Here is a 24,132-nt window from a genome sequence, read left to right on the forward strand (position 1 = left end):
CTCTCCTTCCTGGCATTATAGTTTTAAAAAAGTTTAAGTTTCCATAATCAAAATTTTATAATCTTTATAAAGGAAAAACAACTTTGCAACAATAAATGCTGCAAAGCTGTCAGATAATACTTTGTTTTGTCCTCGCGGATTGCTTTATTTAGCTTTTCCAACTGATCCGAAGAGTTCCATCTTCTCTTTAACAGTTGCTTTGATTGCCTCAGCACCAGGAGCAAGAAGTTTACGAGGGTCAAATCCCTTTCCTTCTAAGTCCTTGCCTGCTTCGATGTATTTACGTGTAGCTTCCTGGAATGCTAACTGGCACTCTGTATTTACATTAATCTTTGCAACACCAAGTGAAATAGCTTTCTTAATCATATCAGCAGGGATTCCTGTACCACCATGAAGAACAAGTGGCATATCTCCTGTCTTAGCCTGAATGGCATCAAGTGTCTCAAAGCTGAGTCCTGCCCAGTTTTCAGGATATTTACCGTGAATGTTTCCGATACCTGCTGCAAGCATTGTAACACCGAGGTCTGCAACCTTTTTACACTCATCAGGGTCTGCACACTCACCGGCACCGATAACTCCGTCTTCTTCTCCACCTATAGAACCTACTTCTGCTTCAAGAGAAAGACCAAGAATATTACATGTATTTACTAACTCTGTTGTCTTCTGAACGTTCTCTTCGATTGGAAGGCTTGATCCATCAAACATGATTGAAGAAAATCCTGCATTGATACAAGCTTTTGCACCTTCAAATGAACCGTGGTCAAGGTGAAGTGCTACAGGAACAGTGATATTTAACTCTTCAAGCATTCCCTCTACCATACCAACGATTGTTTTATAACCACACATATACTTTCCTGCACCCTCAGATACACCAAGGATAACAGGTGACTGTAATTCCTCTGCTGTCTGTAAAATAGACTTTGTCCACTCTAAGTTGTTGATGTTGAACTGACCTACTGCATACTTACCGGCTTTAGCTTTTGTAAGCATTTCTTTTGCTGAAACTAATCTACTCATTTTAAAATCCTCCATCTTTAGACTTGTCCCTGATTTGATACAGGAACTTTAATTACCTAAAGCCCATAACTCAGGACTTTTCAGGCAAAACTACTCTCAATCAGTTTTATTATATACTATTTCTTATAAAAATCAAATCATTTTTCGCATAAGAATTTTATCTTATCCATATTTTCTTTTGCAATCTCTTTGCCCATCTCATACGTCTGCCTTAACTTACCCGTATCGCTTTCAAGACTGTTTAATTTATATTTTGGTCTTAGTATAACTGCTTTTCCTGTTTTTTCAAGCTTTTCACACAATCGTACCGACTCGTTATATTTGTCACATCTTTTCAATAGTTCTTCCGCAATTGCCGGATATTTTAACTTCATTATTTTAGCCATATTTTTTTCCGATTTTCTAGGCGTTTTTATAAATCCCTCGGGCTGTGTAAGAACTATAAGCATTTTATCGCATCCGTCCTCAAGACATTTGTCTATCGGAATTGGATTTGACAATCCTCCGTCATAATATTTTCTTCCGTTTATCTTCGCCGGAGGACACGCTCCCGGAAGTGCACATGTGGCACAAAAGACCTCAAACGTCTCATCTACATCTTTCTGGTCAAAATAATGCACTTTTCCTGTTTTTGCATCTGTAGTTACAATAACAAACCTGCCATCATATTCTTTGAATGTTTTCATATCAAATACATCAAGTTTATTTGGTATCTCCCTAAATACAAAATCCAGTCCGAAAATACTTCTTTCCTTCAAAAAATTTCTCTTGCTCAAATAGCGTTTATCATTTCGATATTTTTCAAGTATTCTGATATTTCGCTCCGGCTGCCTTGATATATATGACGCTGCATCTGCTGCCCCTGCCGACACTCCTATACAATACGGAAACATTATGCCTTCTTCAAGCAATGCATCCATAATGCCGCAACTGAAAACCGGTCTGAATGAACCACCCTCAAATAATACTCCTGTCATGATTCTGCCTCGATAATCTTTCTTATATGCTCATCACCTGTTACCTGATATAAAAGTTCCATGCATTCAACTCCCGAAGTCTTATCACCCTGCTCAAGCTCAAGTTGTCCCGCCCTAAGAATGATAGTGAGCGTTGTCTCTGATATTCCATCCGGCAGTTTTAATTTTCTTATCTCTTTCTGAATTTTATCCACTGTATACTCAGGGCACTCTCTTTCAAGTGCCGTTTCCAAAAAGTTTAGTTCACTATCAGCCGTTTTGCTGTGGCTGAACATGTTGCTGTATGTGTAAAGCACCATGGCTTTCTCTGGTTCTTTCTTCTCTACATAATAATACCCTATATTTCTGTAAAAATGAGCAATGTCTGCTCTCGTATATATAAATTTATGAAGTTCCTTTGTTGTCTCTTTAAGTTTTTTAAGTTCACCGAGCTGCTTTAAACATTCAGTTTTTTCCCAGTATATATCCATATCCACGGCATTCCATTCTGCCGCCTTTACAAGCTTTTCATATGCTTTATCAAAATGCATTCTCTCCATATATTTTTTTGCAAGGGAATGATACATTTGATGCACCGGATATCTGACTGCCTCATAATCTCTTGTCTTAAAATAATACTCAAAAAGATAAAATTCCAAAATGTGATTTGCACATAAAACCCTTTTGTCATCTGCTTTAAGCTCTTTAGCTATCTCATCAGCTATTTCCGATGCCTTCTCAAGTTTGTTGCTTTTTTGGTACTGTTGAAATAATCTTATGTTTTCTTCGATATCCATGGCGGTGCCTCCTTGTTGTGTAGTTTATATCACTATACCACCAAAAAACAAAACATGAAAGAACTTTACAACGATAAAAAATTTCATTGTGGTTATTTAACGCAAAAATTGATATAAACTTTCCTGCCACTAAACTGCTATGCACCAACTGAAACAAAGTGCCAACCGCCTCCTTTGCCATTCGCTGAAAAGTTTATATCAATCTCTTCTATTTACATATGCTTTTTTATGAACATCCTATCCTGACAATAAGTTTCTCTGCTTTACGCATTCTTATTGTAAATTTTGCTTTCAAATGTTCCGTCTTCAATATTTATAAATCTGATAAAAAGCGATACCTTGTTATCAGCATTCAAACTGTTCCATACAAGTTCTCCAAATTCATCCATATCATTTGGTATATTAACAAGTTTAGGCTCTCCCTCAAAACTTAGGAGCGGATTTCCGTCATGCATATATGTATGAATAAATCTTCCCTCACCTGCTATCGGATTCTCATAATCAAATGTATATCTGTTACAGCAATCCGGATTTCCGTTGTTACTCTTAAGAATAGACATTGAATAATCAAATCCACCATCCTCAACATGAAGAATAGCTGAAATTCTAGGTGTGAAGTTTGGCTCATCCGGCTCAAACTCTCTTGTACAAAGTGACTGCTCAAAAGTTGAGCCATCCTGCATAAGATCATATACAGTATCTGTCTGGTCACCGTTTGTCACTATTGTGTCATTGCCGAGGACACGGACAGGTGCATATATTATAAGACTTGGGTCTGTAAGTTTTGAAGGATCAAATGCCTGTGTACGGATTCCGTCACCGTCTGTTACAAATACCCTGTTTCTGCTGTTTTCACTTCTGCCCATGATAAAATATGCAATAGCTGCATGTTTTCCGTCAGCAGTCTTTCCTACAACAATGCCACGACCCGGATATGCGTTTGATGTTAATTCATTTTTTAAAGATAATTTTTCCATAAAAACCTCCGATATACTATTTTATTTTAGTGGTGGAAAAGTCTGAGACCTGTAAATGCCATAAGTATTCCAAATTCGTTACATGCATCTATAACCGCCTGATCATTCTTTGAACCGCCTGCCTGTGCCACATATTTAACTCCACTCCTGTTTGCACGCTCAATATTGTCGCTAAATGGAATAAACGCATCTGAACCAAGTGTAACTCCATCAAGATTTTTAATCCACTCTGCACGCTCCTCTCTTGTCATCGGTTCAGGCTTTTCAGTAAAGAACTGTTCCCATTTTCCATCAGCAAGAACATCCTGATAATCATCTGAAAGATATACGTCAATAGTATTATCTCTGTCAGGCTTTCTGATGTCATCCTTGAACGGAAGATTAAGTGCCTTTGGAGACTGACGGAGGAACCACTTATCAGCCTTATCACCAGCAAGTCTTGTACAGTGAATACGTGACTGCTGGCCTGCTCCGATTCCGATTGCCTGACCGTCTTTTACATAACATACTGAATTTGACTGTGTATATTTAAGTACGATGTTTGCAATTATCATATCGTTAAGTGCATCTTCTGAAAGCTCTTTCTTTTCAGTTACAATATTTTCAAAAAGCTCTTTTGTTGTCTTTACTGTATTGTGCCCCTGCTCAAATGTAATTCCGAATACATCTTTTGTCTCAAGCGGTGCTGCTTCATAATCAGGGTCAATCTTAATAACACAATAATTTCCACGTTTCTTTCCTTTAAGAATTTCAAGAGCCTCATCCGAATATGAAGGTGCAATAATACCGTCAGATACAAGTGTCTTAAGATACTTTGCTGTCGCAACATCACACTCATCTGAAAGTGCAACAAAATCTCCAAATGATGACATTCTGTCTGCACCTCTTGCTCTGATATAAGCTGTGGCCATAGGAGTAAGTTCAATATCATCATCTACAAAATAAACTTTTTTCATAGTATCTGTAAGTGGAACATCTATAGCAGCTCCTGCCGGACTTACATGTTTAAAAGAAGCTGCCGCAACGTGACCTGTAGCCTCTTTTACTTCCTTAACAAGCTGCCAGCTGTTAAATGCATCCAAAAGATTTATATATCCCGGATTTCCATTTAATACCTCAAAAGGAAGGTCACTTCCATCCTTCATAAATACTCTTGCTGGTTTCTGATTTGGGTTACATCCATACTTTAACTGAATTTCGTTCATTGGATAATCTCCTTTCGTAAATAAAAAGATAATAGAAGTTTAACAAAACATCTTTTGTCAAACTATTAAATTTTGACAAAGAAAAAACCGACACTATCCCGGACTTTTCTGCCCAGACGGTCGGCTGTCAAACTGTTATACTCCCTGTGGTCACTTCCACTTCCGTCAGTTATATAACTAGATTAACTTTATCATATTTCTTTTGGGTGCGCAACCCTAATTTTGTCTTATATACATCCTGAACATTTTGTTTGATTTCGGATATTTTGTTCCTAATATCCCGGAAGTTCTTTCTCCTCTATAATCTGCTTCGCTTTTCTTTCAACTTTGGCTCTGAAATGCTCTCTGTCAACTGACAGTGCTATGCCCATCTCAGCCATTGTAAATATAACCGCTGAACCTCCATAACTTATAAACGGCAGTGATACACCTGTATTTGGAAAAATCATCAGCACTACAAATATATTTACTATAACCTGTAAAGAAATATGTATTGCTATTCCCGTTACAACAGCTCTGCCAAATATGGTTTCTGCTCTGCTGGCAATCTTAAAGAGCTGGAAAATAAGATACAGAAACATACCAAGCATTATAAATGCACCTAATATTCCAAGTTCCTCACATATTACGGCAAATATCATATCATTCTGCGCTTCCGGTATTCTTGAAAGCTTCTGCACACTATTTCCAAGTCCTTTTCCCGAAAATCCGCCTGAGGCAACTGCATATAATGACTGAAGTGACTGATAACTCTCATCACTCGAAAACTTCTCGGGTGCAAGCCATGCTCCTATTCTGCCGTATCTGAAATCCTTAAAAGCAGTGTTTGAATTTATAATGCTGTAAATGTGATTTATCACAACTGCAACACCGCCCGCTGCTGCCGCGAATACCGCTATATGCGTCTTGTTAAACGGTGTCATTATTATAGTCATACCAAAAATAATGCCACAAAGTATAATCAAGGTTGACAGGTTAGAACTTTTGGCACAGAGGAACAATGCAGATGCTCCTGCCGGAAGCCATATAAACCATAATATTCTGTATCTGCTTTTGTTCTTTGTATATCTCGATATCCTTGTTCCTATCCAAAGTATTATAAGAATTTTTGAAACTTCCGCAACCTGCAATGACATCGAACCTATTTTTATCCATCTCACCGCACCCTTTGCCGAAACTGCGAGCGGTGTATATAACGTCAGCGTCATACATATCGATAACAGATAGATAAACCATGACATCGATAATTTTACATTTTTAAGTCCTTTTATCTTCTTTAATAAAGGTATTTTAGAAAAATTAAGTATATTAAAATTGTTATAATTGCAAACCCTCAATATAAGCATGCCAATAAAACTAAGTATGACATACTCAATCTGCTTTTTTGCAAAATACATATTATCATAATTATATTTATGGCTGAGACTGCATCTGTAACTTGATGCACTGTATATCATAATTATCCCAAAAATGTTTAACATCAGTAAGATTATAAAAACCTTTATATCTACTCTTTCCTGACTATCTATATACGAAGCAAGAGCTCTTCTTGCAGATGGTTTTCTAAGCACAAACGCACCCCCTGTCACAAAAAACTACTATTGTAGTTTAGCATATACCATATATAAAGTCCAGTTTCATTACTTTTAATCCGGCATTTCCAAACATTATCTAAAAAAACAACGGGGAACCAAGCTTAATTTTAGTTCCCCGCCTTATACATCTAAAGTGTATATTATTTAACTTTTATTTTGATTGTCTTTGAAGCTGCCTTATATTTTGACGTCTTCTTAGCAAGCAATTTAACCTTTACTGTACCTTTCTTCAAACCTTTTATCGTAAGCTTTTTATTCTTCAATGTAACTTTAACTTTCTTTGCATTAGCTTTTGAAAGCTTATTGAAGTAAACCTTTGCTCCTGAATTTGCTGAAACAGTAATTGTCACTGTCTTTTTCTTCTTTACAGTTACTGTTGAAACTTTTTTCTTTCCTTTTTTAACAGTAATTGATGCATTCTTGAGTGTTGGCTTTGTTGTTGGTTTTACTGTTGGTGCTGTAGTTGGCTTTGTTGTTGGTTCTACTGTTGGTTCAGTAGTAGGTACTGTTGTCGGCTCCGCTGTAGGTGCTACTGTTGGCTCTGCCGTTGGTTTTACCGGTTCTGAAGACGGAGCTGTTGTCGGCTCTGTTGTAGGTGCTGCTGTTGCCGTTGGTTTTACCGTTGGTGTAGCTGTCGGTGTTGTTGATGAACCACCTGAAGATGATGATGAAGAACTAGATTTCCATACGGCATACAATGTAATCGTTTCTCCCTTAGCTGCAAGGTCAGTAGATATTGTCTGTCCATTTGAATATATCTTATCACCATTTGTTTTGTCGAGCCATCCTTCAAATGTGTACACTGCTCTTGTGTATGGATTTTCATAGAGATTGAATTTCTGACCAAGTTTTACAATCTGTGTCATCTCTTCACCATCTGTACCACTAGGATTATAAATAATAGTGTATGAATACTCTTTCCATACAGCATACAATATTGCAACTCCCGCATCCTGTGCAAGGTCTTTAATTTCCTGTTCATCTTTATATTCAACAGCTCCTCCCGGTGTTGTTGACCATCCAAGGAAATCGTAGTTTTCGCGTGTAAATGTATTTTTCGGAAGTTTACCTGTTTCTCCGACTGCATATTCCTGTGATGTTGCAGTCATTGTATCTGTTGTATAATTTGGATCTAATTTAACAGTATATTTTCCTGTAGGTACATATACACGGACATTATCTAATGCTGTTACTCCGTTATATCTTCCGCTAAGTACAAATAAACCTTTTATGTCCGCAATGCTGTCCATCTCAAACTTCTTTGATACAAGTTCTTTTCCTGCTTCATCAGTGATAGTAAGAACCATTGTATTTTTAGTTTTGTTTATAACTGTCTTAATGTGTACCCATGTATCAGTTGCAATATCAACAGACGCTGTATCAGTTGTCTTTGCTGTACTTCCACCTGAAATTGTCCATTCTGTTGTCTTTAATGCATTTAAGCTCCATAAATATGAATCTGATGCAAGAATATCATTTTTCTTGCTATATTCTGAAACAGCTAATGCAAGCTGTGTTTCCTGATTATTTCCTGCTGTCAATTTGCTGTCAAACTCAACAACATAATTATCAGGCACTGTCAAACTTCCAAAGTCAAGGTATGCACTTCTTGAATTTATATTTCCCGGTGCAAACTGTAAATATCTTTTGTGCTCTGCTGCTCCATCACTGGCAAGTGTAAGATTGTCTGCTGCATTTGCTGATAATCCGCCGGCTGCTGCCGCATCTGCATCATTATTGAAACTCTTGTACAAGATACTTGCATCTGCCAATGCCTGTTCTTTCTGTTCTTCTGCATTCTTTGCTGCTGCAGTATCAGCTTTTTCTGCCTTATATAATGTTCCGATATCGGCTGCTGATAATGCACGGCTGTAAATTTTAACATTGTCCATATATGCCGGAGATGAACCCCAGAATGAACCATATCCAAGATAGAACTTATCTGCTGATGCAATCATCTTAAGCATATTAGATGCCAGACTTGCATAGCTGTCATTTGAGTCAAATAACGTATATTTTGTTTTGTTTACAACGAGTTTACCGTCAACATAAATTCCAAAGTTAGCCTTTCCAACAGATACTGTTACATAATGCCAGCTGTTTACATGAATATTATTTACCGGCTTTTCTGCCTTGTTGCAGTCAAACCACTGCCATGTACCGCCTACTGTTCCGTTGTAACCAAGATATGTATTTGGTGTGAAGAATAATCTTCCGTCTGCTCCATCGGAATTATCCGTATCAAAGAAACTCCAAAGTGCATCCCACGCGTCATCATTCTGTCTGTTTACCCACATTGATACTGTCGCACCGTTTAATGTCTTTCCTTTAAGTGGGTTTGTAAACTCAGCATAGCTTGTTGTCGCTGCTGCTTCATATCCAAAATACTGATTAAGAACATTTCCTGCTCTGTCAGAACTATACTCTACTGTAGGTTTTGTTCCGCTCTCAAGAGTCTTTGCCTCTCCGACCTGCTCTGTATTTACTTCATTTCTAAGACCATTTTCAAATGTATAATTTGCTTCAAGTCCTGAATCAATGTCTGAAGTTGCATTTGCTTTTATTGTTGTTGTATATTCTTTCTTTGTGTAATATAAACCATTCTTAATTGTTGCTGTAAGTGTTACTGTTGTATCTTTTGCAACTGCCTGAATTTCACCTGTATTTGAAAGTGCAGTCTCATCTGATGACTCCCATTTGATTGTTGAGCCTTCATTTCCTGAAACCGGAAGTTCAAGGTCTGTATTTAACTGTTCCGGAACAGTTAATGATAAATCTCCGGCATCTTTTATAACTTTCTGCTCGTTTGTATAACCTTTTGTACCCCAGATAGTAATATTATTGCTTCCTACAAGTGTAAAGCACATTGTCTCACAGTTTGTGCCTTCAACCTTCTGTTTAATAAACACACCCTGATATTTTACATTGTCTATTGTTAAAGTAACATAAGGTTTATCAGACTCCTGCTCCCATTTTCCTGTATAATCACCTGAAACAGAGCCATCCTTATTTAATTTAACAGATTTCTCCTCACAGCACTGAAGTGCAGTTGTATTTACTGAAGGTTCATGATAGATAACTGTATATTCTCCCGCAACTTCCTTTACTGCGTATGCAGTATTTGATAATGTCTCTCCTGAATATTCAAACGGAGTTGCAACAAGACCACCGTTTCCAGCTGTAAATAACTGATGAACTCTCACCTCATGTCCCTCTGAACCATCATTAAAACGTGTATGATATACAAGATATGTTTTTCCGTCTGTATCAACTACTGCAGAATTATGTCCCTGTGCAACACGTCCCTTATCAAGATAATGCCAGTTGTAATATGACATAAGACGCTCACCTGTAGCAGTATTTCCATATCCGTCACCACCTGCGTTCTTGTTGATAACACTTGTCTCTGTACCGTATCTTGCATCATTTCCTGCTACATCCTTGTATGGACCCGTGATTGCATCTGATGAGAATACACGCATATTATATCCGCCCTTAGCGGTAAGTCCGCCGTATGAAAGGAATAAATAATACTTGTCACCTATTTTCTCTATGTATGATGCCTCACCTGATCTTGAAACACCACCTGCAAGTTTATATCCCATATAAGGGTCTGTTTCATTTTCTTTATAATCGTATTTTGTAGCTGTATCTCTAAGACCTGTCTTAGGGTCAAGCTTGAATATCCAGATACCGCCTGACCATGAACCATAACTCATCCAAAGGTTTCCGTCAGAATCATATGTAACACATGGGTCAATTGCATGTGCGCCGTATCTTGAATTCCATGTTGTATCTGAAGATTTAAATCTTACAAGAGCTGCATCTGCATTATCTGAACCTACTACTGATGCAAAATCTGTATCTGTATATGCATGAACTCCTGATTTAGTAAATCCTGAATATACTACAGTTCCCTGATTTTCCCAGTCACCGTTAAGTGAATCTGATGTAAGAAGCACAATGCTTGAGTTCCATGATTTACCGTTGATACTCATATACATGCACCACTTATTCATCTGTTCATTCCAGATAACATCAGGTGCCCATAAGTTGCCTGACCATCCATAACTGCTGTCACCTTTTGCTGCCCAGTCAAATGCACTCTTAAAAAGAGCCTGGCATTTTGTGTCATCATTTATGTTATTTGTAAATGTTGTCCAGTTCTGCATGTCTGTTGACCAAGCAAAAGCTCTGTGTGAACCAAATATAAAGTATACTTTCTGTCTTGAACCGTTATCTTTTCCATATACTCTCTGGCTTCTGTCTCCTGTATATTTACCATCAGTATATCCGATTACAACAGATGGGTCATGGACTGATACATGACTTTTCTTATTGCTTTCACTGAAATATTCATTATATTTTGTTGTGACATCTGAAGCTGATATTTCCTGTGGTGTTGTCGGTGTATCATCATCTCTGTCTGTTTTGTCTACAAGTTTAATATTTGAAAGGTCTACCTGCTCTCCTGTAAGATGCATGCTTACTGAATCGTTTAATTCACCAAATGTAACTGTATCTTTCATCTTATATACTTTTGATGAATTTGTGTTGTCTGTTATCGTATATGATATTGTAACTATTTTATCTCTTCTTGACACATCAACTACTACACTTGCATCTTTCATGGATTCTTTAAACTCTTCCCATGTAAAATCTGTATCACCCCAGGTATGTTCTGAACCATCACTTAAATGAGTTCCATAAAACCAGCCATAATTATCTGCTCTGTCTGTTATTCCTCCATTGCTGTCAAAAACTTCTATTATAAAATTAAACCAGTTTGACTCTGTGCTCTTTGTTTTGTTCGTAAATGTATACTGAACATCAAAATCTCCGCTTATAGTCTCATTTCCACTATTAGCAGAAAAGCCTGCTTCAACACTTAACTTGTCAGCTGTATTTTCTCCAAATGCTTTTGTCTCGGAGCCTGTCCCTGAACCTGAGCTTTCATCAGTTTTGTCTACAAGCTTTATATCTGAGAGGTCTACCTGCTCTCCCGTGATATGCATGCTTACTGAATCATCAAGAGAAGTAAATGTAACAGTATCTTTCATACTATATACTTTTGATAAATCTGCATTGTCTGTTATCGTATATGATATTGTAACTATTTTATCTCTTCTTGACACATCAACTGATACACTTGCATCTTTCATGGATTCTTTAAACTCTTCCCATGTAAAATCTGTATCACCCCAGGTATGTTCTGAACCATCACTTAAATGAGTTCCATAAAACCAGCCATAATTATCTGCTCTGTCTGTTATTCCTCCATTGCTGTCAAAAACTTCTATTATAAAGTTATTCCAATTATCACTTCCCTTTGTTTTGTTTGTGAATGTGTACTGAACATCAAAATTTCCACTTATTGTCTCATCTCCGGTATTAGCCGAAAAACCTGCGTCAATACTTAATTCACTGACAGTATTTGAACCAAATGTACTGCTCTCTGCTGCTTTAGCTGTTGCAGTAAAATCAAGCGACAAATTTGGTGCTGATGTAACTGCAAGAACTGCCGACATTGCTATCGCTGCAATTTTCTTAAACTTAAATTTTGCCATACTTCTCTCCTTCTTTTCCCTTTCCTTGCTTTTTTGTTTAGGCATTTTAAATGCCAGTTTTATACAAAAAGAGGGCGTTGACTACTTTTTGTCAACTCCCCCCTTTAGTTTACACAAATAAGTTTATTTTCTTATTCAATATGCAGTTTTAAATAATTATTTTACTGTTACCTTCAAAGATTTTGTAGCTGCTTTATATTTAGAAGTTTTCTTTGCTGAAAGTTTGATTGTTACTTTTCCTTTCTTAAGACCCTTAACTGTAAGCTTGTTATTCTTTAATGTAACTTTTGCAATCTTTGCATCTTTCTTAGAAAGTTTAGCTGCTGTAACCTTTGCTTTTGAATTTACTGAAACAGTAAGTTTAACGCTCTTCTTAGCTTTTACTGAAACTGCTGAAACAGATTTCTTTCCGTTCTTAACAACGATTGCAGCCTTTTTAGCACTTGGTTTCTTTGTAGGTGCCGGTGTTTCTGTAGGCTCTGTTGTCGGTGCTGCTGTAGGCTCTGTTGTTGGTTCCTGTGTTGGTGCTACTGTAGGCTCTTCTGATGGTGCCTCTGTTGGAGCTGTTGTTGGTTCTTCTGTAACTGCAGGTGCTGTAGAAATTGCTGGTGAAGTAGCAGGCTCTGCCGGTACCTCAGTAGGTGCTACTGTAGGCTCTGCTTCTGCTTTTAACTCTGCTTTTATATCAGATAAATCTACCTTTTCGCCTGTAAGATGAACATATACTGTTTCAGGCAAGTTTGCCATTGCACATGTGCATACAAAATTGTATTTTTTACTGCTATCTGCATTTCCTGTAATATCATTTGCAACAGTCACAGTATTTCCTTCTCTTTTTACTGTAACTTTTACAGATGCATCTTTCATTACCTCTCTAAAATCATCCCATGATTCAGCACCGTCACCCCATGACATTACTGAACCATCTGTGTTCCAATCATTTGCTAACCAGCCATAATTATCTGCTCTTGTTGATATAAAGCCACCAACACCATTATGAACTTCAACACCATAGTTGAACCAATTTGTACTTGCATCCTGTGTTTTATTGGTAAAAGTATAAACCAGTTCAAAATCGCCTGTCATAGCTTCATCACCACTGTTAGCTGTTCCATATCCACCTGTAATACTAACATTCTTTACTGTTGCATCTCCTACTGCCGCCTCTGCTACAACTACATTGTTGTAAACTGCTGGTGCAGATGTCATTCCTACTACTGCTGCCATTGCCAAAGCTAAAAATTTCTTATTTCTCATTTGACTTCTCCTCCCGAAAATCTCATTTAATCTTTCTTTTCAAATATCTTAACTGAATCCAAATATTCAGCAATTTCACCTAATAGCTTTCATTTATAAACAGTTAAAATATTTTACATTTTTAAATATGCTTTAATAATAGCACATTTTAGCTATTTACGTCAATATACTTTTATTAAAGCTATATTTTTTGTTGATTTTATACAATTTTTTATTTTTTAGATTTTTACATATTTTTCTAAACTATTTTAATACAATATTGTATTCCCTCAATAATTACAGCATTTTTACCATAATTATTCCATCACTTACCAATCTTGCAAAAGTATGTTTATTTTTATGATTTTTGGTAATTTTTCACAAAAATGTGCTAGCACATTTTTATTATAAACGTTTTTTCCTGCATGCAATTTTATGCAAAAAAACGACCACTTTTTATTTTGACCGAACGTCATGGAAGTGGCTATTATACGACAAATGGTCGGCTCCCAGCCTCCAACGCCATTTGCTGTATAATAATCCATCTTCCATGACTGTATATATAAAAGCAAAAAGAAAAGCACCCTTTATCAACCATAATGGTGTATAATGTAAGTGTTCAAACCACATTAAAAAGGAGTGCTTTTCTCTGAAAATAATAACACAAATTTCCATGTTTGACGATACCCAAAATGAAAATCTTGGAGATTTAGAAAGATTACAAAAAGTTTTTGACAATCTTCCTGATGAAAAATTAATACGAAGATTAAAAGAAAAACGAGGAAAAGGCAGAAATGAATGGTCTGTAGAAGCTATGTAGAATTCTTTTATAGCAAGCTTTATATTTGACCATGACTCTATTGCAAGTCTTTTAAGAGAATTAAACAGAAACAGCCAGCTCCGCATAATCTGCGGATTTCAACCACACATATACTCTGTACTGACAGATAAAAAAGATGAGTATGGAAAAAGGATAAGTGAAAGTCGATATAAACTGGCTCCAACAGCAAGTGCATATACAAACTTTTTGAATAATTTAAAGGAATGTGAGCAGGAATCAAGAGAAATGTTTGATACACTTGTAAAATATATGTATGAAAACCTTAACGATTTCGGTGAGATTATGGCAGCGGATGGAAAAGCCATACAAAGTTATGCAGGAAAAATTTCAAAGAAAAACAGCGGCAACAAAGGAGAGAGGGATGCTGACTGGTGCAGAAAAGAATACACAATAACAAAACCTAACGGTGAAAAAGTGGTAAAAACAAAGAAATGGTTTGGATTTCGTCTGCATCTTTTATCAGATGCAACATATGAACTGCCGGTTGATTATGAAGTGACAAAAGCATCGAACAGTGAACTTAAAGAAACAGAAAAACTGTTAGATAACATAAAAGAAAAAAATCCTAAAAAGTTGGAAAAGTGTATTACATAACAGACGGTGGTGAGAAAATATAATTAGTATATAAGGGGTATGATAAAAGCAGGGACAGTCATAGATATGTTTTTCATCCGAAATATCATAATAAAAGAATATTCAGAATACCATTGAAAACGGATACACGTATATTTACAAAAGTAGCAGGAAATTCAAAGAAATGGAGAAGATTATATAAAAAAAGAACAAGTATTGAAAGAGTAAACGGACGGATAGACCGTGCTTTTCAATTTGAAAAGCATACGATAAGAGGATTAAAAAAAATGAAAATGTTTCTTACAGTTACCTTTATAATACAGCTTGCATTAGCTAAGGCAAAAATAGAATCAGGAATAACAAATGGACTGGCAATGTATACTGCATAAAAATATGTAAACAGCAGAGATTAATATAAACTTTTCAGCGAATGGCGTTAGAATGTCAGTCAGTACTTAGTGTGCGTTTTTTTGCACACTTATGTACTGCTACTGATATTCTCCGAGGCGAGAGCCGTCCATGAGTCGGAAAGTTTATATCAATCTCTGCGTTAAAGTGCCACAGCGAAAATAATTCTCAAAAAGGGCACTTGATTTCTCAAGTACCCCATTGTATAATCTAATTAGAAAGGTAATCGGATGTAATATCCGATTTTGCCCTCAGTAAGATACAAACATAAAAATAGCATCTAACTTTGGTCGGTTGGGATGCTATTTCTTTTTATTATTATGATTGTCTATGTAAGACAGTGCCGCAAAAATCACCAACACAAGAGTAAGAACTTCAAGCGTATTCATAGGGCATCACCCTCCTTTGTAGACTAGAGGGCATCACATAAACGGAAAATCACATCCATCATTCTTCTAAATTATACAATGTCAGTATAACATAACACAACCAGAGATACAAATAAAAATAAGCTACGTAGCAACGACTGACAGCTTACTGGCAACTTTATGAATTTAAGAAATAAAACGCTAAGCTGTTATTATTTTTAAGTTTACTTTCATAAACGTTTTTTCCTGCATGCAATCTTGCAAAAAACAACTGCTACCAGTGTACTCACCCCCGTTGCTATAAGTCCCGGAACGACTATCCCCACCGGATTTACACTGCCATACTGACTTCTATACGCTATTATGTTTACAGGTATCAACTGAAGCGATGATATATTTATTACAAGGAATGTGCACATTTCATTACTTGCTCTTAATTTCACTTTTGATATATCAACATTTTTTTCCACAAGGCGTGCACGTTCTATCTTTGCCATCTCCTTTATTGCTTTCAGTCCCATAGGTGTCGCTGCCCAGCCAAGACCAAGTATATTTGCAACCATATTTGCCGTTATATATTCATTTACCACATGCTTCTCATCAATTTCAGGAAATAAAAAACGTACCATCGGAGACAATAATTTTGTCATTTTATCCATAAGTCCGGACTGCCTTGCGACCTCCATTATTCCGCACCACATAGCCATAACGCCAAGCATTGTTATCGCAAGTGAAACGGCTTCCCCCGAACTGTCAATAATAGAATCTGACAAAGCTTTCGCCTGACCACATGCCACACCATACGATAATCCCCCAAGTATCATAAATGCCCATATATAATTAAGCATCTGCACCTCCGCCAAAAATTACACGTTAAATAATATTCATCACTCACCCAAATATACCATGTATTACTTTATATGCACCGGCTCTTTTTTTGCAAAAGCAAATCTAAACGCAAAAAATCAGCATACCCCAAACTCATGCTGATTTTTTGTTGTTTTTCATATTTTGGTATTTTGAAACGATTATTTTTACCCTATCAATACTTTTTTCCCTTCAAATGCAAATCCATAATGTTTTATCCTGTCTTTCTCTATCCCCAATTGTATGATTTCATCATCATATCTCTTTTCTTCTATCTGCCTGTGAGCCGCTTTCACCGTATCTTTAAGCTGTTTTTCATCCTCACTGTCATATACCTTAAATTCAATAACAATTGCCGGTAATTTTTTATTTTTTATATCCTTTGGCACCATCATTATATCATATCTTCCAAATCCACTTTCCCTATTTGATTTTATGATATAATTTTCTCTTTCTCCTACCATAATTCCTAATACAAAACCATGGTAAAAACGCTCAGGTTCAATATATTCCGATGGTTTATTTCCAACATCAAAATAACTAAACGTCGCAAGTGCTATTTTATTCATAAAATAATTCATAGCTTTTATATCACCTTTTATCAAGGCAATAACAAATTCATCTGATGTGTTACGTATTGTTTTAAACCATCCACTTATCAATTTTTGAAACATTATTCTTACTTCCAAATTTGTAAGACTAAGTTCATATTTTCCACTGATTTCACAGTTATCTGCATTTTCAACTTTTAAATATCCACTTGCAAGAAACAAACTCCATATTGCATTTTCATCATAATCAAGCTGATTAAATACTATCTGCTCATCAATGTCAACTGTTATGCTTTCTCCATTTAAAAGCTTTTCCATTGACTTTTTAACTTCCGGCGAAGCACTTTGTATCAATTTCCCTGCAAGCTCATTTGAACTCGTATCGACCCAGTATGTTTTCAATTTTCTTTCATCAATAAAGTTTGTTATAGACCAAGGATTATATATATCTTTACTTTTGCCAAATGAAAATCCATCATACCATTGTTTTACATCTTCCTTTCTATCCGAAATTCCAACTTCATCCAATGCCTTAAAAACTTCATCCTCTGTAAATCCAAAACACGTTTCGTACATATTGCTTGTTGTCGATACTATCCTCAAATTGTTCAAATCCGAAAACATGCTTTCTTTAGATATTCTGGTAATACCTGTCATTATTGCTCTGTCCAGATACGGGTTAGTCTTAAATGTTGCATTAAAGAAAACACGCATAAAACCTACCATTTCATCCCAATATCCTCCCAAATATGCTTCCTGAAGAGGTGTATCGTATTCGTCTAAAAAAATGAGTACTTTTTTTCCATAATATCTTTCTAATAAAAATGACAAATTTTTTATCGCTCTGCAAATTACATCTTCAGAAATTTCTTTATTTATATTTGTATTGTTTGAATACGCATCTAACGCCTTAAACACACCCTTTTCGGCATCTGTTATTTCATCTGTTTCAATTAAATATGAATGTGTTCTATATACATCACTTATAACAGATATAATGCTATTTTTTGCATTTTTAAAATTATCGTCTTTTACATCAGCAAAACTTAAATTTATAACCGGATAAGTTCCCTGCAATTTTCTGTACTTCTCATCTGTCCATATTTCAAACTTTTCAAACAAATCTGCCCGATTCATATATTTATTTGAAAAAAAACAATTCAGCATACTCATATTTAATGTTTTTCCAAATCTTCTTGGTCTGGTAATAAGTGTAACATCGTCCTGAGACTCCCACCATTGTTTTATAAAATACGTTTTATCGACGTAAAAGCAATCGGACATTATCAATGACTCATAATTTTGTTTTCCAATTCCCACGGTATGCATAAATATCCTCTCTCCCTCAAAAATGACCGGCATACTGCATCAATATAACATTAACTTCCACACCAAAATATTAACAATACATTGATACATTACACAGCCCATATTAAACCCATATTTTTATAAACATTTTAACATACCTGCATATGAATTACCATAAACAATTATTTTTTCTTCATCCTATGAGGGCAGACCATAAAACAGCGTCCGCAGCTTATACACTCCCCTTCCCTCATACCTGCTTCGTCATATTTAAGATGAACCGGGCACTTGTTTGTACATGCCTTACATCCATTAAAACACTTTTCTTCTTTTTTCTTTACACTGAACAAAAAGTTTTTAGGCAGAAGTGAAAATACTGCTCCAAGCGGACATATAAACTGGCAGAAAAATCTTTCCTTTAGCATCATTCCTATTATTATAAAAACAAGCAATACACTTCCTGCAATATATGTACCTATTTTGAAGTTACGCTGTGTTATAAGTGAAAACACTGTCCACGGACTATATTTTGCAACATACTCTCCATTTTCGCTAAAACAAAGCAGAACTATAAACAACAGCACGACATATTTGAATTTTTGCAAGTTAATCTGTGCTTTTTCAGAAATTTTCGGGAATTTCACACCGATTTTTTTCTGAATAAATTCTGAGAGCATATAAAACCAGTCTCCGATTGCTCCGAATGAACACATGAAACCGCAGAATATTCTTCCGAATATTATCGTAAGCAGACACAAAACAATAAGCTTTATCAGAAAGTCAGACATTTTTAACGGTTGTGCTTTTCCAATAAGCGATACAACTTCTTTTATCCCTGCAAAAGCCTGAGAAAAAAGTGATGGCATAAATACAAAAAATCCTATTTGTATCAGTGTTCTTACTATTTGCAAACGCTTTAATTTAGTTTTTATATTTACCATTTATCTATTGTTCCTTTCCGTTTACGAGTGCATCCTTCATCGCTGCTATTATTCCGTTTGATGATAATGTAGCACCCGATACCGTATCTACATCTGTTGACTGCCGCTTTACAGCATCGTTAAGTATTTTTTTTGCCGATTCAAGATAATCTTTTGTCTCGTTTTTTGCCGATATTATTTCTGCTTTTTGAAGTCTCTCATTCTTTACCGTAAGGCGGACAGTTATCTTTCCGCCAAATCCGTCACCACTGCCTTCATATACACCATCATCTGCAAAATGTGACTGTGCCGCCCTCCCTGCATCTGCCATATTTTTTTTAAGTTTTCCTGCCTGTGTGCAGTATACATATACAATTCCTATAATGAGTATCAGATTTATACTCTTTGTAACAAATATCTTCAATTATTCCAAACCTCTTTTCTTAGCCTCGTTCCATGCCTTTGAAAACAATTCTATAAGTGCATTTGATGTGCATGTTGCTCCCGATACGCCATCCAGTTCATCATTCTGTTTTGTATTTATCTGCGAAATAAGTCCCGGCTTTGTTTTTGTTCCGTTTACTGCCTTATTGTAATAAAATCTGTTTGTCTCATCAGATAATGTTACATTGTCAAAACCACAAAAACGATTATCATTAAATATAACATCCGCTGTAAGCGTATACTCTTCAAAGTCATTTGATTCATCAGGATATACCGTAACAGTTTCTTTATATGTACCCGGATTTAACGGCACAAGACTTGGTTCAGGTGTCGGTTCAACGCTCTGGCTTGGCCAAGGAGCCTGTGTCGGCGTCGGATAAGCAGTATTTTCAGGCGAACCTGTTTCATCAGGTTTTGATGTCGGTGCTGCACTCTGGCTTGGCTTTGGTGTATTTTTCACTCCCGCTTTTTTCGCCGCTTTCTCTAATGCTTTAACATAAAGTTCGACTATTGTTTTGGAAGAGCATGTTGCCCCTGACACCGCACTTATATCATCTGCCGACTGTTTTTGTATTATCTGGGTCACCATTCCTTTTGCTTTACCGTTTCCATTTGCCGCCTTCATATAATAATTTTTATTACTTTCCGCTGTTGATGAAAAATCAGATATAGCAGTACATTTTCCATTCTTGAAAGTAAATGAGGCACTAAGTGTATATTTTTCAAAATCTTCATCTTCATCCGGCTCACATACAGCACTCACCTTATATTTTCCATCAGCTATAGCGCCACTTGGAACTTTTACAGGTTTTGGAACTTTTACTGCCGTCGGTTTCTTTGAAGGTACAGGTGTTGGTTTTGCCGTAGCTTTTAATTTCTTACCTTCAGATTTTGCAATAGCTTTATTGCGTGCATCAAGATAAGCACTAATAACTGCATTTGATGAATATGTTGCTCCTGATACACTATCTACATCCGATACAGCGCCGTTATCCGCTGCCCCTCCAATTATGCGTTTCACCATTTCACGCCATGCCCTAGCCATATATGCATCGTTTGAGCTATCATTGCTATTAAGCATTTTCATTCCATAGAGTGCCACAGGCTTTCCATCTTTAAACTTTGCCTTAAGGCTTACCGTATAACCGAACTTCTCGCATACACTGCTGCCATCAAACACACCATCTGCGGGTTTTCCACTCTTTGCCTTTGTTTTTTTCACTGTCGTGGCAGTTTTCTTTACCGTACTTCCTGAAACGGTTTTCTTTGTCTTTGCACTCCTATCGCCTGCACTTTCAGTATTATCTTCACTGTTTTTGCTTTCTTCCACGCTGTTGTTTGCGCTATTATTATACGCACTGTTTTTTATTGCACTACCGCTTCCAATATAAAAACCACCGACAGAAAATGCCGCAATAATAACAGACGGCAAAACAAAAACAGCCGGTTTAAACTGTTCTATATACGCACAAAATTTCTCTTTAATTTTTTCAGTCATCCTGCGACCTCCAATCTATTCGCCTCAATTATTTGTTATATTTTTGCAACTTGCTCAACCTTAATTTGTTTCGCACTCATCCTACAACACTATATTTAAAATCAGACGAAAAAACATCCTCTATTCCATCTGTAATTGTCACTGTCCCATCATTTTCAAGCCATACCACATCAAATTTATCTTTATTTTTCTGCCAATATTTTATTCCCTTTTGTTTACCCATTATAAACAGAGATGTAGAAAGTCCATCGGAAAGCGTTCCGTCACTACTTATTATTGATACACTTATAAGTCCGCTGTCTGCCGGTTTTCCGGTTTTCGGATTTAATATATGGTGATACCTCTTTCCGTTCTTTTCAAAATATCTCTCATATCCTCCCGATGTAATAACTGCTTTGTCAGTAATGTCAAGTACTCCCAGATAATCTCCATCAAGCGGTGATGTCTCTGGATTTTCAACAGCTACTTTCCATTTTTTATTTTCAGATTTGTAACCATAAGTCTGAACATTTCCGCCAAGAGAAACAATTCCGCCTGAAAGTCCATATTTCTTAAATATCTGCATAAGTCTTGCTGATGTATAACCTTTAGCTATCCCGCCTAAATCTATTTCATAATTTTGCGGCAATACTACCTGTCTTGTATTTGCATCATATTCAATCTTTGAAACATCAATATACTTTAAAAGTTTTTTTATTGTTTTGTCATCAGGAATATTATATTTTTCATTTGTAAATCCCCACTCCTTCATAAGCGGATAAACTGCTATATTAAATGCTCCTGCTGTATTCTTATATAATTCACATGACTTTTCAACAAGAGAAAATGTCTCCTTTGATAATATCTCACTTCCGCTTTCATTCAAAATCGCAATTTCACTCTCATTGTTTCCCGTGCTAAAAAGCTTATCAAGTCTGTTTATCTCATCCACTGCCGCCTCTGCTGCTTCATCTGCCTTGTCACCATATGTCTTGATTGTCATATATGTTATCCATCGCAAAAATTTCTTTTTGAGCCTCTAAAGTCTCACTCTTTTCATTTTTTTGTTTTGTCTCACCGACTTTATTTCCGCTGTTCCGGCACCCCGCAAGAAGTGCCGCACACAAAATAAGACATAATATTTTCTTAATCATCTATACCCTCGTTTCAAAATTTATTCTATAACGCACAAAACGGAAGGTTAATACAACCTTCCCTTTTGCGTATTATTAATATCCCAAAACAATCTCTTCTACAAATTATTTTACTTTAACTGTCTTTGCTGCTGACCAGCCACTGTTAAGTTTTTTATCTGAAGCTGCCGCCTTAACTCTCACATAATACTTTTTGCCTGACTTTAACTTTTTAACTGTTAATGTTGTCTTTGTAACATTCTTGACTGTTGCTTTTTTAAAGTTCTTTGTAAGAGAATACTGAACCTGATATCCTTTAGCACCGCTTACTTTTTTCCATGTAACAGTAAACGATTTCTTCTTTGCTGTCACTTTTACTGATGCAGGGGCATTCAATGCCTTTTCTACTTTTACAAGTGCCTTGATTGCCTCATCAAGATGATTATACGCTTCATCTACCATTGCCTGATAATGATTTGGCTTTGCAAGTTCTTCCTCAGCCTCTTCAAGTTCCCCGACAAAATCTTTCCAGCTTGCTGCAGTGTAATCAGACTCTTTCAATCCTTTGGCATCTTCTACAAGGCCGCTTAATTTTGTTATATCTGCATTTTCAGTTATATTTACCGTGTCAACTATATTGTCTTTTGTTACCTCAAAGTTTACTGTCTCATCCTCATATCCGAGAGCATATACCGTAAGGCTCCAGTAACCTGTTCCATCTGTTCCTCCCGGAAGTGCAGCTCTGTATGAATCAGTAAGACCAAGCTGAATACCCATTAATTTATGCATCCAGTTATCTGCTGCAAACTTAGTTCCGAAGTTTGCAAGTGCTGTCTTGCGCTCTGAATCGTTTCCATAATATGTCCACTTTACAGCCTGCATTTTTGCACCGAGAGCACCATACCCCTCTCCCTTTGATGTATCTGCATCATCTGCATTGTTTATATCTACACGAAGAAACTCTCCATAGCTTCCGTTTGCTTCTTTAACTTCAACTTTAAGTTTAGATGCCTTAGCAAGTGTCTGCTCCTTGATACCTGAATCTGTTCCTGTCTTTCTGGCACTGAACTTAAATGTACCGTCTTTTTCCTCTGTTGCGGTTTTAAGACCATTTGTATCTGCTGTTACATTAGCCTTTAAATCATATGCCGAAAGATTCATCTCACTGTATCCTCCAACAAGTTCACCGTCATTTTCAACAACTTTGTAAGTTTTCTTAAAATCGTCAAGTTCTGATGTTTTTACTGCAACAGGCACATATTTAAGTCCGGTAACTTTATATTCCTTTAATTTAGTCTGTGTACCGTCTGCTTTTGTGATAGTTCCCTTTGCATATGCTACATCTGTTCCATCTGTAAGATAAAGTGTCTTTCCATCAGCTGACCAATGAGATACATCAAACTCACTTCCGTCCTCACCGTAAATCACTGCATCACACTGATAACTTCCTCTATGAAGTCCATGATTTGTAGTAGCTCTCGAAACTGCATCAAAAGCACCCTTATCCATCTCTCCCCTTGCATCAGCCTCAGTATTAGAATCTGTCATAGCCTTGTCACTCTGCAGATAAATATTCTCTGCAGCCCAATACTGATCCCAAGTAAGTCCGGCATAAAGATATGTATAATCATCTGCTGCCTTTACTGTTGAAATATCTGCTACAGGTCCCAATGTTACAAGAAGCGCTGTTGATAACGCTGCTGCCACACTTTTTTTAATAAGTTTTCGCATTGCTGTCTCCTATCATGTGTATAGTTTTAATATTATTTGTCCCAGCCGCATAGCTTCTTAGTTACCTTTTTCTAAGTCTGGTAAGTCATGTCTCACTCGAACATCAATTATTATATTTCGCATATAGTATGAAGTCAAACACTTTTTCCTTATTGGATAAA

Annotated in this window: 19 protein-coding genes and 1 riboswitch; of the genes, 3 read left to right on the top strand and 16 right to left on the bottom strand. The window is 36.4% G+C overall.

The genetic code is table 11. The features are described from left to right. Positions 1–144: 144 nt before the first annotated feature. The 8 genes from fba to ACZLXV_RS03080 form a co-directional block, all read right to left on the bottom strand. Positions 145–1,017 carry a class II fructose-1,6-bisphosphate aldolase gene (fba, locus tag ACZLXV_RS03045; RefSeq protein WP_022225231.1) on the bottom strand — a complete coding sequence of 291 codons (873 nt, stop codon included), beginning with the start codon at positions 1,015–1,017 and terminating at the stop codon, positions 145–147. Between the two features lie 137 nt (positions 1,018–1,154). Further along, entirely contained in the window at positions 1,155–1,994 is an 840-nt protein-coding gene (locus ACZLXV_RS03050) for a patatin-like phospholipase family protein (RefSeq protein WP_022225230.1), read from the bottom strand. Continuing rightward, positions 1,991–2,770 (bottom strand): tetratricopeptide repeat protein, encoded by a 780-nt coding sequence (locus ACZLXV_RS03055; protein ID WP_367336202.1) that lies wholly within the window; start codon positions 2,768–2,770, stop codon positions 1,991–1,993. The genes ACZLXV_RS03050 and ACZLXV_RS03055 overlap by 4 nt, the downstream gene beginning before the upstream one ends. A gap of 263 nt (positions 2,771–3,033) precedes the next feature. After that, positions 3,034–3,747: an IMP cyclohydrolase gene (locus ACZLXV_RS03060; RefSeq protein WP_482382450.1), complete on the bottom strand. Its 714-nt coding sequence runs from the start codon at positions 3,745–3,747 to the stop codon at positions 3,034–3,036. Between the two features lie 26 nt (positions 3,748–3,773). Beyond that, positions 3,774–4,952 carry a phosphoribosylaminoimidazolecarboxamide formyltransferase gene (locus ACZLXV_RS03065; RefSeq protein WP_022225227.1) on the bottom strand — a complete coding sequence of 393 codons (1,179 nt, stop codon included), beginning with the start codon at positions 4,950–4,952 and terminating at the stop codon, positions 3,774–3,776. A 103-nt stretch (positions 4,953–5,055) separates the two neighbouring features. Next, a riboswitch (ZMP/ZTP riboswitch) is annotated at positions 5,056–5,135 on the bottom strand. Positions 5,136–5,224: 89 nt separating this feature from the next. After that, positions 5,225–6,523: an FtsW/RodA/SpoVE family cell cycle protein gene (locus ACZLXV_RS03070; RefSeq protein WP_022223365.1), complete on the bottom strand. Its 1,299-nt coding sequence runs from the start codon at positions 6,521–6,523 to the stop codon at positions 5,225–5,227. Positions 6,524–6,687: 164 nt separating this feature from the next. Next, the gene (locus tag ACZLXV_RS03075) at positions 6,688–12,114 is read right to left on the bottom strand and encodes a lipocalin-like domain-containing protein (protein ID WP_482382451.1); all 5,427 of its coding nucleotides are present in this window, start codon (positions 12,112–12,114) and stop codon (positions 6,688–6,690) included. A gap of 156 nt (positions 12,115–12,270) precedes the next feature. Continuing rightward, on the bottom strand, positions 12,271–13,371 hold the full coding sequence (locus tag ACZLXV_RS03080) for a hypothetical protein (protein WP_022224015.1): 1,101 nt from the start codon (positions 13,369–13,371) through the stop codon (positions 12,271–12,273). Positions 13,372–14,023: 652 nt separating this feature from the next. Here ACZLXV_RS03080 and ACZLXV_RS03085 point away from each other — a divergent pair. The 3 genes from ACZLXV_RS03085 (at position 14,024) to ACZLXV_RS03095 (ending at position 15,153) form a co-directional block, all read left to right on the top strand. Next, positions 14,024–14,170, top strand: a complete 147-nt coding sequence (locus ACZLXV_RS03085; protein WP_482382452.1) for a hypothetical protein — start codon at positions 14,024–14,026, stop codon at positions 14,168–14,170. 246 nt (positions 14,171–14,416) lie between these two features. Further along, positions 14,417–14,785: a transposase gene (locus ACZLXV_RS03090; RefSeq protein ID WP_022224016.1), complete on the top strand. Its 369-nt coding sequence runs from the start codon at positions 14,417–14,419 to the stop codon at positions 14,783–14,785. 113 nt (positions 14,786–14,898) lie between these two features. Beyond that, the gene (locus tag ACZLXV_RS03095; RefSeq protein WP_022224017.1) at positions 14,899–15,153 is read left to right on the top strand and encodes a transposase; all 255 of its coding nucleotides are present in this window, start codon (positions 14,899–14,901) and stop codon (positions 15,151–15,153) included. Between the two features lie 617 nt (positions 15,154–15,770). On the opposite strand, the gene ACZLXV_RS03100 is transcribed toward ACZLXV_RS03095, so the two are convergent. From ACZLXV_RS03100 to ACZLXV_RS03135, 8 genes are all read right to left on the bottom strand, one after another. After that, positions 15,771–16,388, bottom strand: coding sequence for a nucleoside recognition domain-containing protein (locus tag ACZLXV_RS03100; RefSeq protein ID WP_022224018.1), 618 nt, complete (start codon positions 16,386–16,388; stop codon positions 15,771–15,773). A 186-nt stretch (positions 16,389–16,574) separates the two neighbouring features. Next, entirely contained in the window at positions 16,575–18,287 is a 1,713-nt protein-coding gene (locus tag ACZLXV_RS03105; protein WP_022224019.1) for an AAA family ATPase, read from the bottom strand. A gap of 161 nt (positions 18,288–18,448) precedes the next feature. Continuing rightward, entirely contained in the window at positions 18,449–19,207 is a 759-nt protein-coding gene (locus ACZLXV_RS03110; protein WP_482382453.1) for a 4Fe-4S binding protein, read from the bottom strand. A 4-nt stretch (positions 19,208–19,211) separates the two neighbouring features. After that, on the bottom strand, positions 19,212–19,610 hold the full coding sequence (locus tag ACZLXV_RS03115; protein ID WP_482382454.1) for an FMN-binding protein: 399 nt from the start codon (positions 19,608–19,610) through the stop codon (positions 19,212–19,214). After that, positions 19,611–21,128 (bottom strand): FMN-binding protein, encoded by a 1,518-nt coding sequence (locus ACZLXV_RS03120; protein ID WP_482382455.1) that lies wholly within the window; start codon positions 21,126–21,128, stop codon positions 19,611–19,613. A gap of 76 nt (positions 21,129–21,204) precedes the next feature. Further along, positions 21,205–22,110, bottom strand: a complete 906-nt coding sequence (locus ACZLXV_RS03125) for an FAD:protein FMN transferase (RefSeq protein ID WP_482382456.1) — start codon at positions 22,108–22,110, stop codon at positions 21,205–21,207. Further along, positions 22,088–22,261, bottom strand: coding sequence for a hypothetical protein (locus tag ACZLXV_RS03130; RefSeq protein ID WP_482382457.1), 174 nt, complete (start codon positions 22,259–22,261; stop codon positions 22,088–22,090). The genes ACZLXV_RS03125 and ACZLXV_RS03130 overlap by 23 nt, the downstream gene beginning before the upstream one ends. 105 nt (positions 22,262–22,366) lie before the next feature. Next, complete coding sequence (locus ACZLXV_RS03135; RefSeq protein WP_482382458.1) at positions 22,367–23,971, bottom strand: penicillin-binding Tp47 domain C-containing protein; 1,605 nt, start codon at positions 23,969–23,971, stop codon at positions 22,367–22,369. Positions 23,972–24,132: the final 161 nt, after the last annotated feature.

It is taken from the genome of Butyribacter sp. (genome assembly GCF_056818865.1).

What these genes read in the sequence shown, in the direction of transcription:
- fba (WP_022225231.1), bottom strand. Translation starts at nt 1,017, where the DNA reads ATGAGTAGATTAGTTTCAGCAAAAGAAATGCTTACAAAAGCTAAAGCC.
- ACZLXV_RS03050 (WP_022225230.1), bottom strand. Translation starts at nt 1,994, where the DNA reads ATGACAGGAGTATTATTTGAGGGTGGTTCATTCAGACCGGTTTTCAGT.
- ACZLXV_RS03055 (WP_367336202.1), bottom strand. Translation starts at nt 2,770, where the DNA reads ATGGATATCGAAGAAAACATAAGATTATTTCAACAGTACCAAAAAAGC.
- ACZLXV_RS03060 (WP_482382450.1), bottom strand. Translation starts at nt 3,747, where the DNA reads ATGGAAAAATTATCTTTAAAAAATGAATTAACATCAAACGCATATCCG.
- ACZLXV_RS03065 (WP_022225227.1), bottom strand. Translation starts at nt 4,952, where the DNA reads ATGAACGAAATTCAGTTAAAGTATGGATGTAACCCAAATCAGAAACCA.
- ACZLXV_RS03075 (WP_482382451.1), bottom strand. Translation starts at nt 12,114, where the DNA reads ATGGCAAAATTTAAGTTTAAGAAAATTGCAGCGATAGCAATGTCGGCA.
- ACZLXV_RS03080 (WP_022224015.1), bottom strand. Translation starts at nt 13,371, where the DNA reads ATGAGAAATAAGAAATTTTTAGCTTTGGCAATGGCAGCAGTAGTAGGA.
- ACZLXV_RS03085 (WP_482382452.1), top strand. Translation starts at nt 14,024, where the DNA reads ATGTTTGACGATACCCAAAATGAAAATCTTGGAGATTTAGAAAGATTA.
- ACZLXV_RS03090 (WP_022224016.1), top strand. Translation starts at nt 14,417, where the DNA reads ATGTTTGATACACTTGTAAAATATATGTATGAAAACCTTAACGATTTC.
- ACZLXV_RS03100 (WP_022224018.1), bottom strand. Translation starts at nt 16,388, where the DNA reads ATGCTTAATTATATATGGGCATTTATGATACTTGGGGGATTATCGTAT.
- ACZLXV_RS03105 (WP_022224019.1), bottom strand. Translation starts at nt 18,287, where the DNA reads ATGCATACCGTGGGAATTGGAAAACAAAATTATGAGTCATTGATAATG.
- ACZLXV_RS03110 (WP_482382453.1), bottom strand. Translation starts at nt 19,207, where the DNA reads ATGGTAAATATAAAAACTAAATTAAAGCGTTTGCAAATAGTAAGAACA.
- ACZLXV_RS03120 (WP_482382455.1), bottom strand. Translation starts at nt 21,128, where the DNA reads ATGACTGAAAAAATTAAAGAGAAATTTTGTGCGTATATAGAACAGTTT.
- ACZLXV_RS03125 (WP_482382456.1), bottom strand. Translation starts at nt 22,110, where the DNA reads ATGACAATCAAGACATATGGTGACAAGGCAGATGAAGCAGCAGAGGCG.
- ACZLXV_RS03130 (WP_482382457.1), bottom strand. Translation starts at nt 22,261, where the DNA reads ATGATTAAGAAAATATTATGTCTTATTTTGTGTGCGGCACTTCTTGCG.
- ACZLXV_RS03135 (WP_482382458.1), bottom strand. Translation starts at nt 23,971, where the DNA reads ATGCGAAAACTTATTAAAAAAAGTGTGGCAGCAGCGTTATCAACAGCG.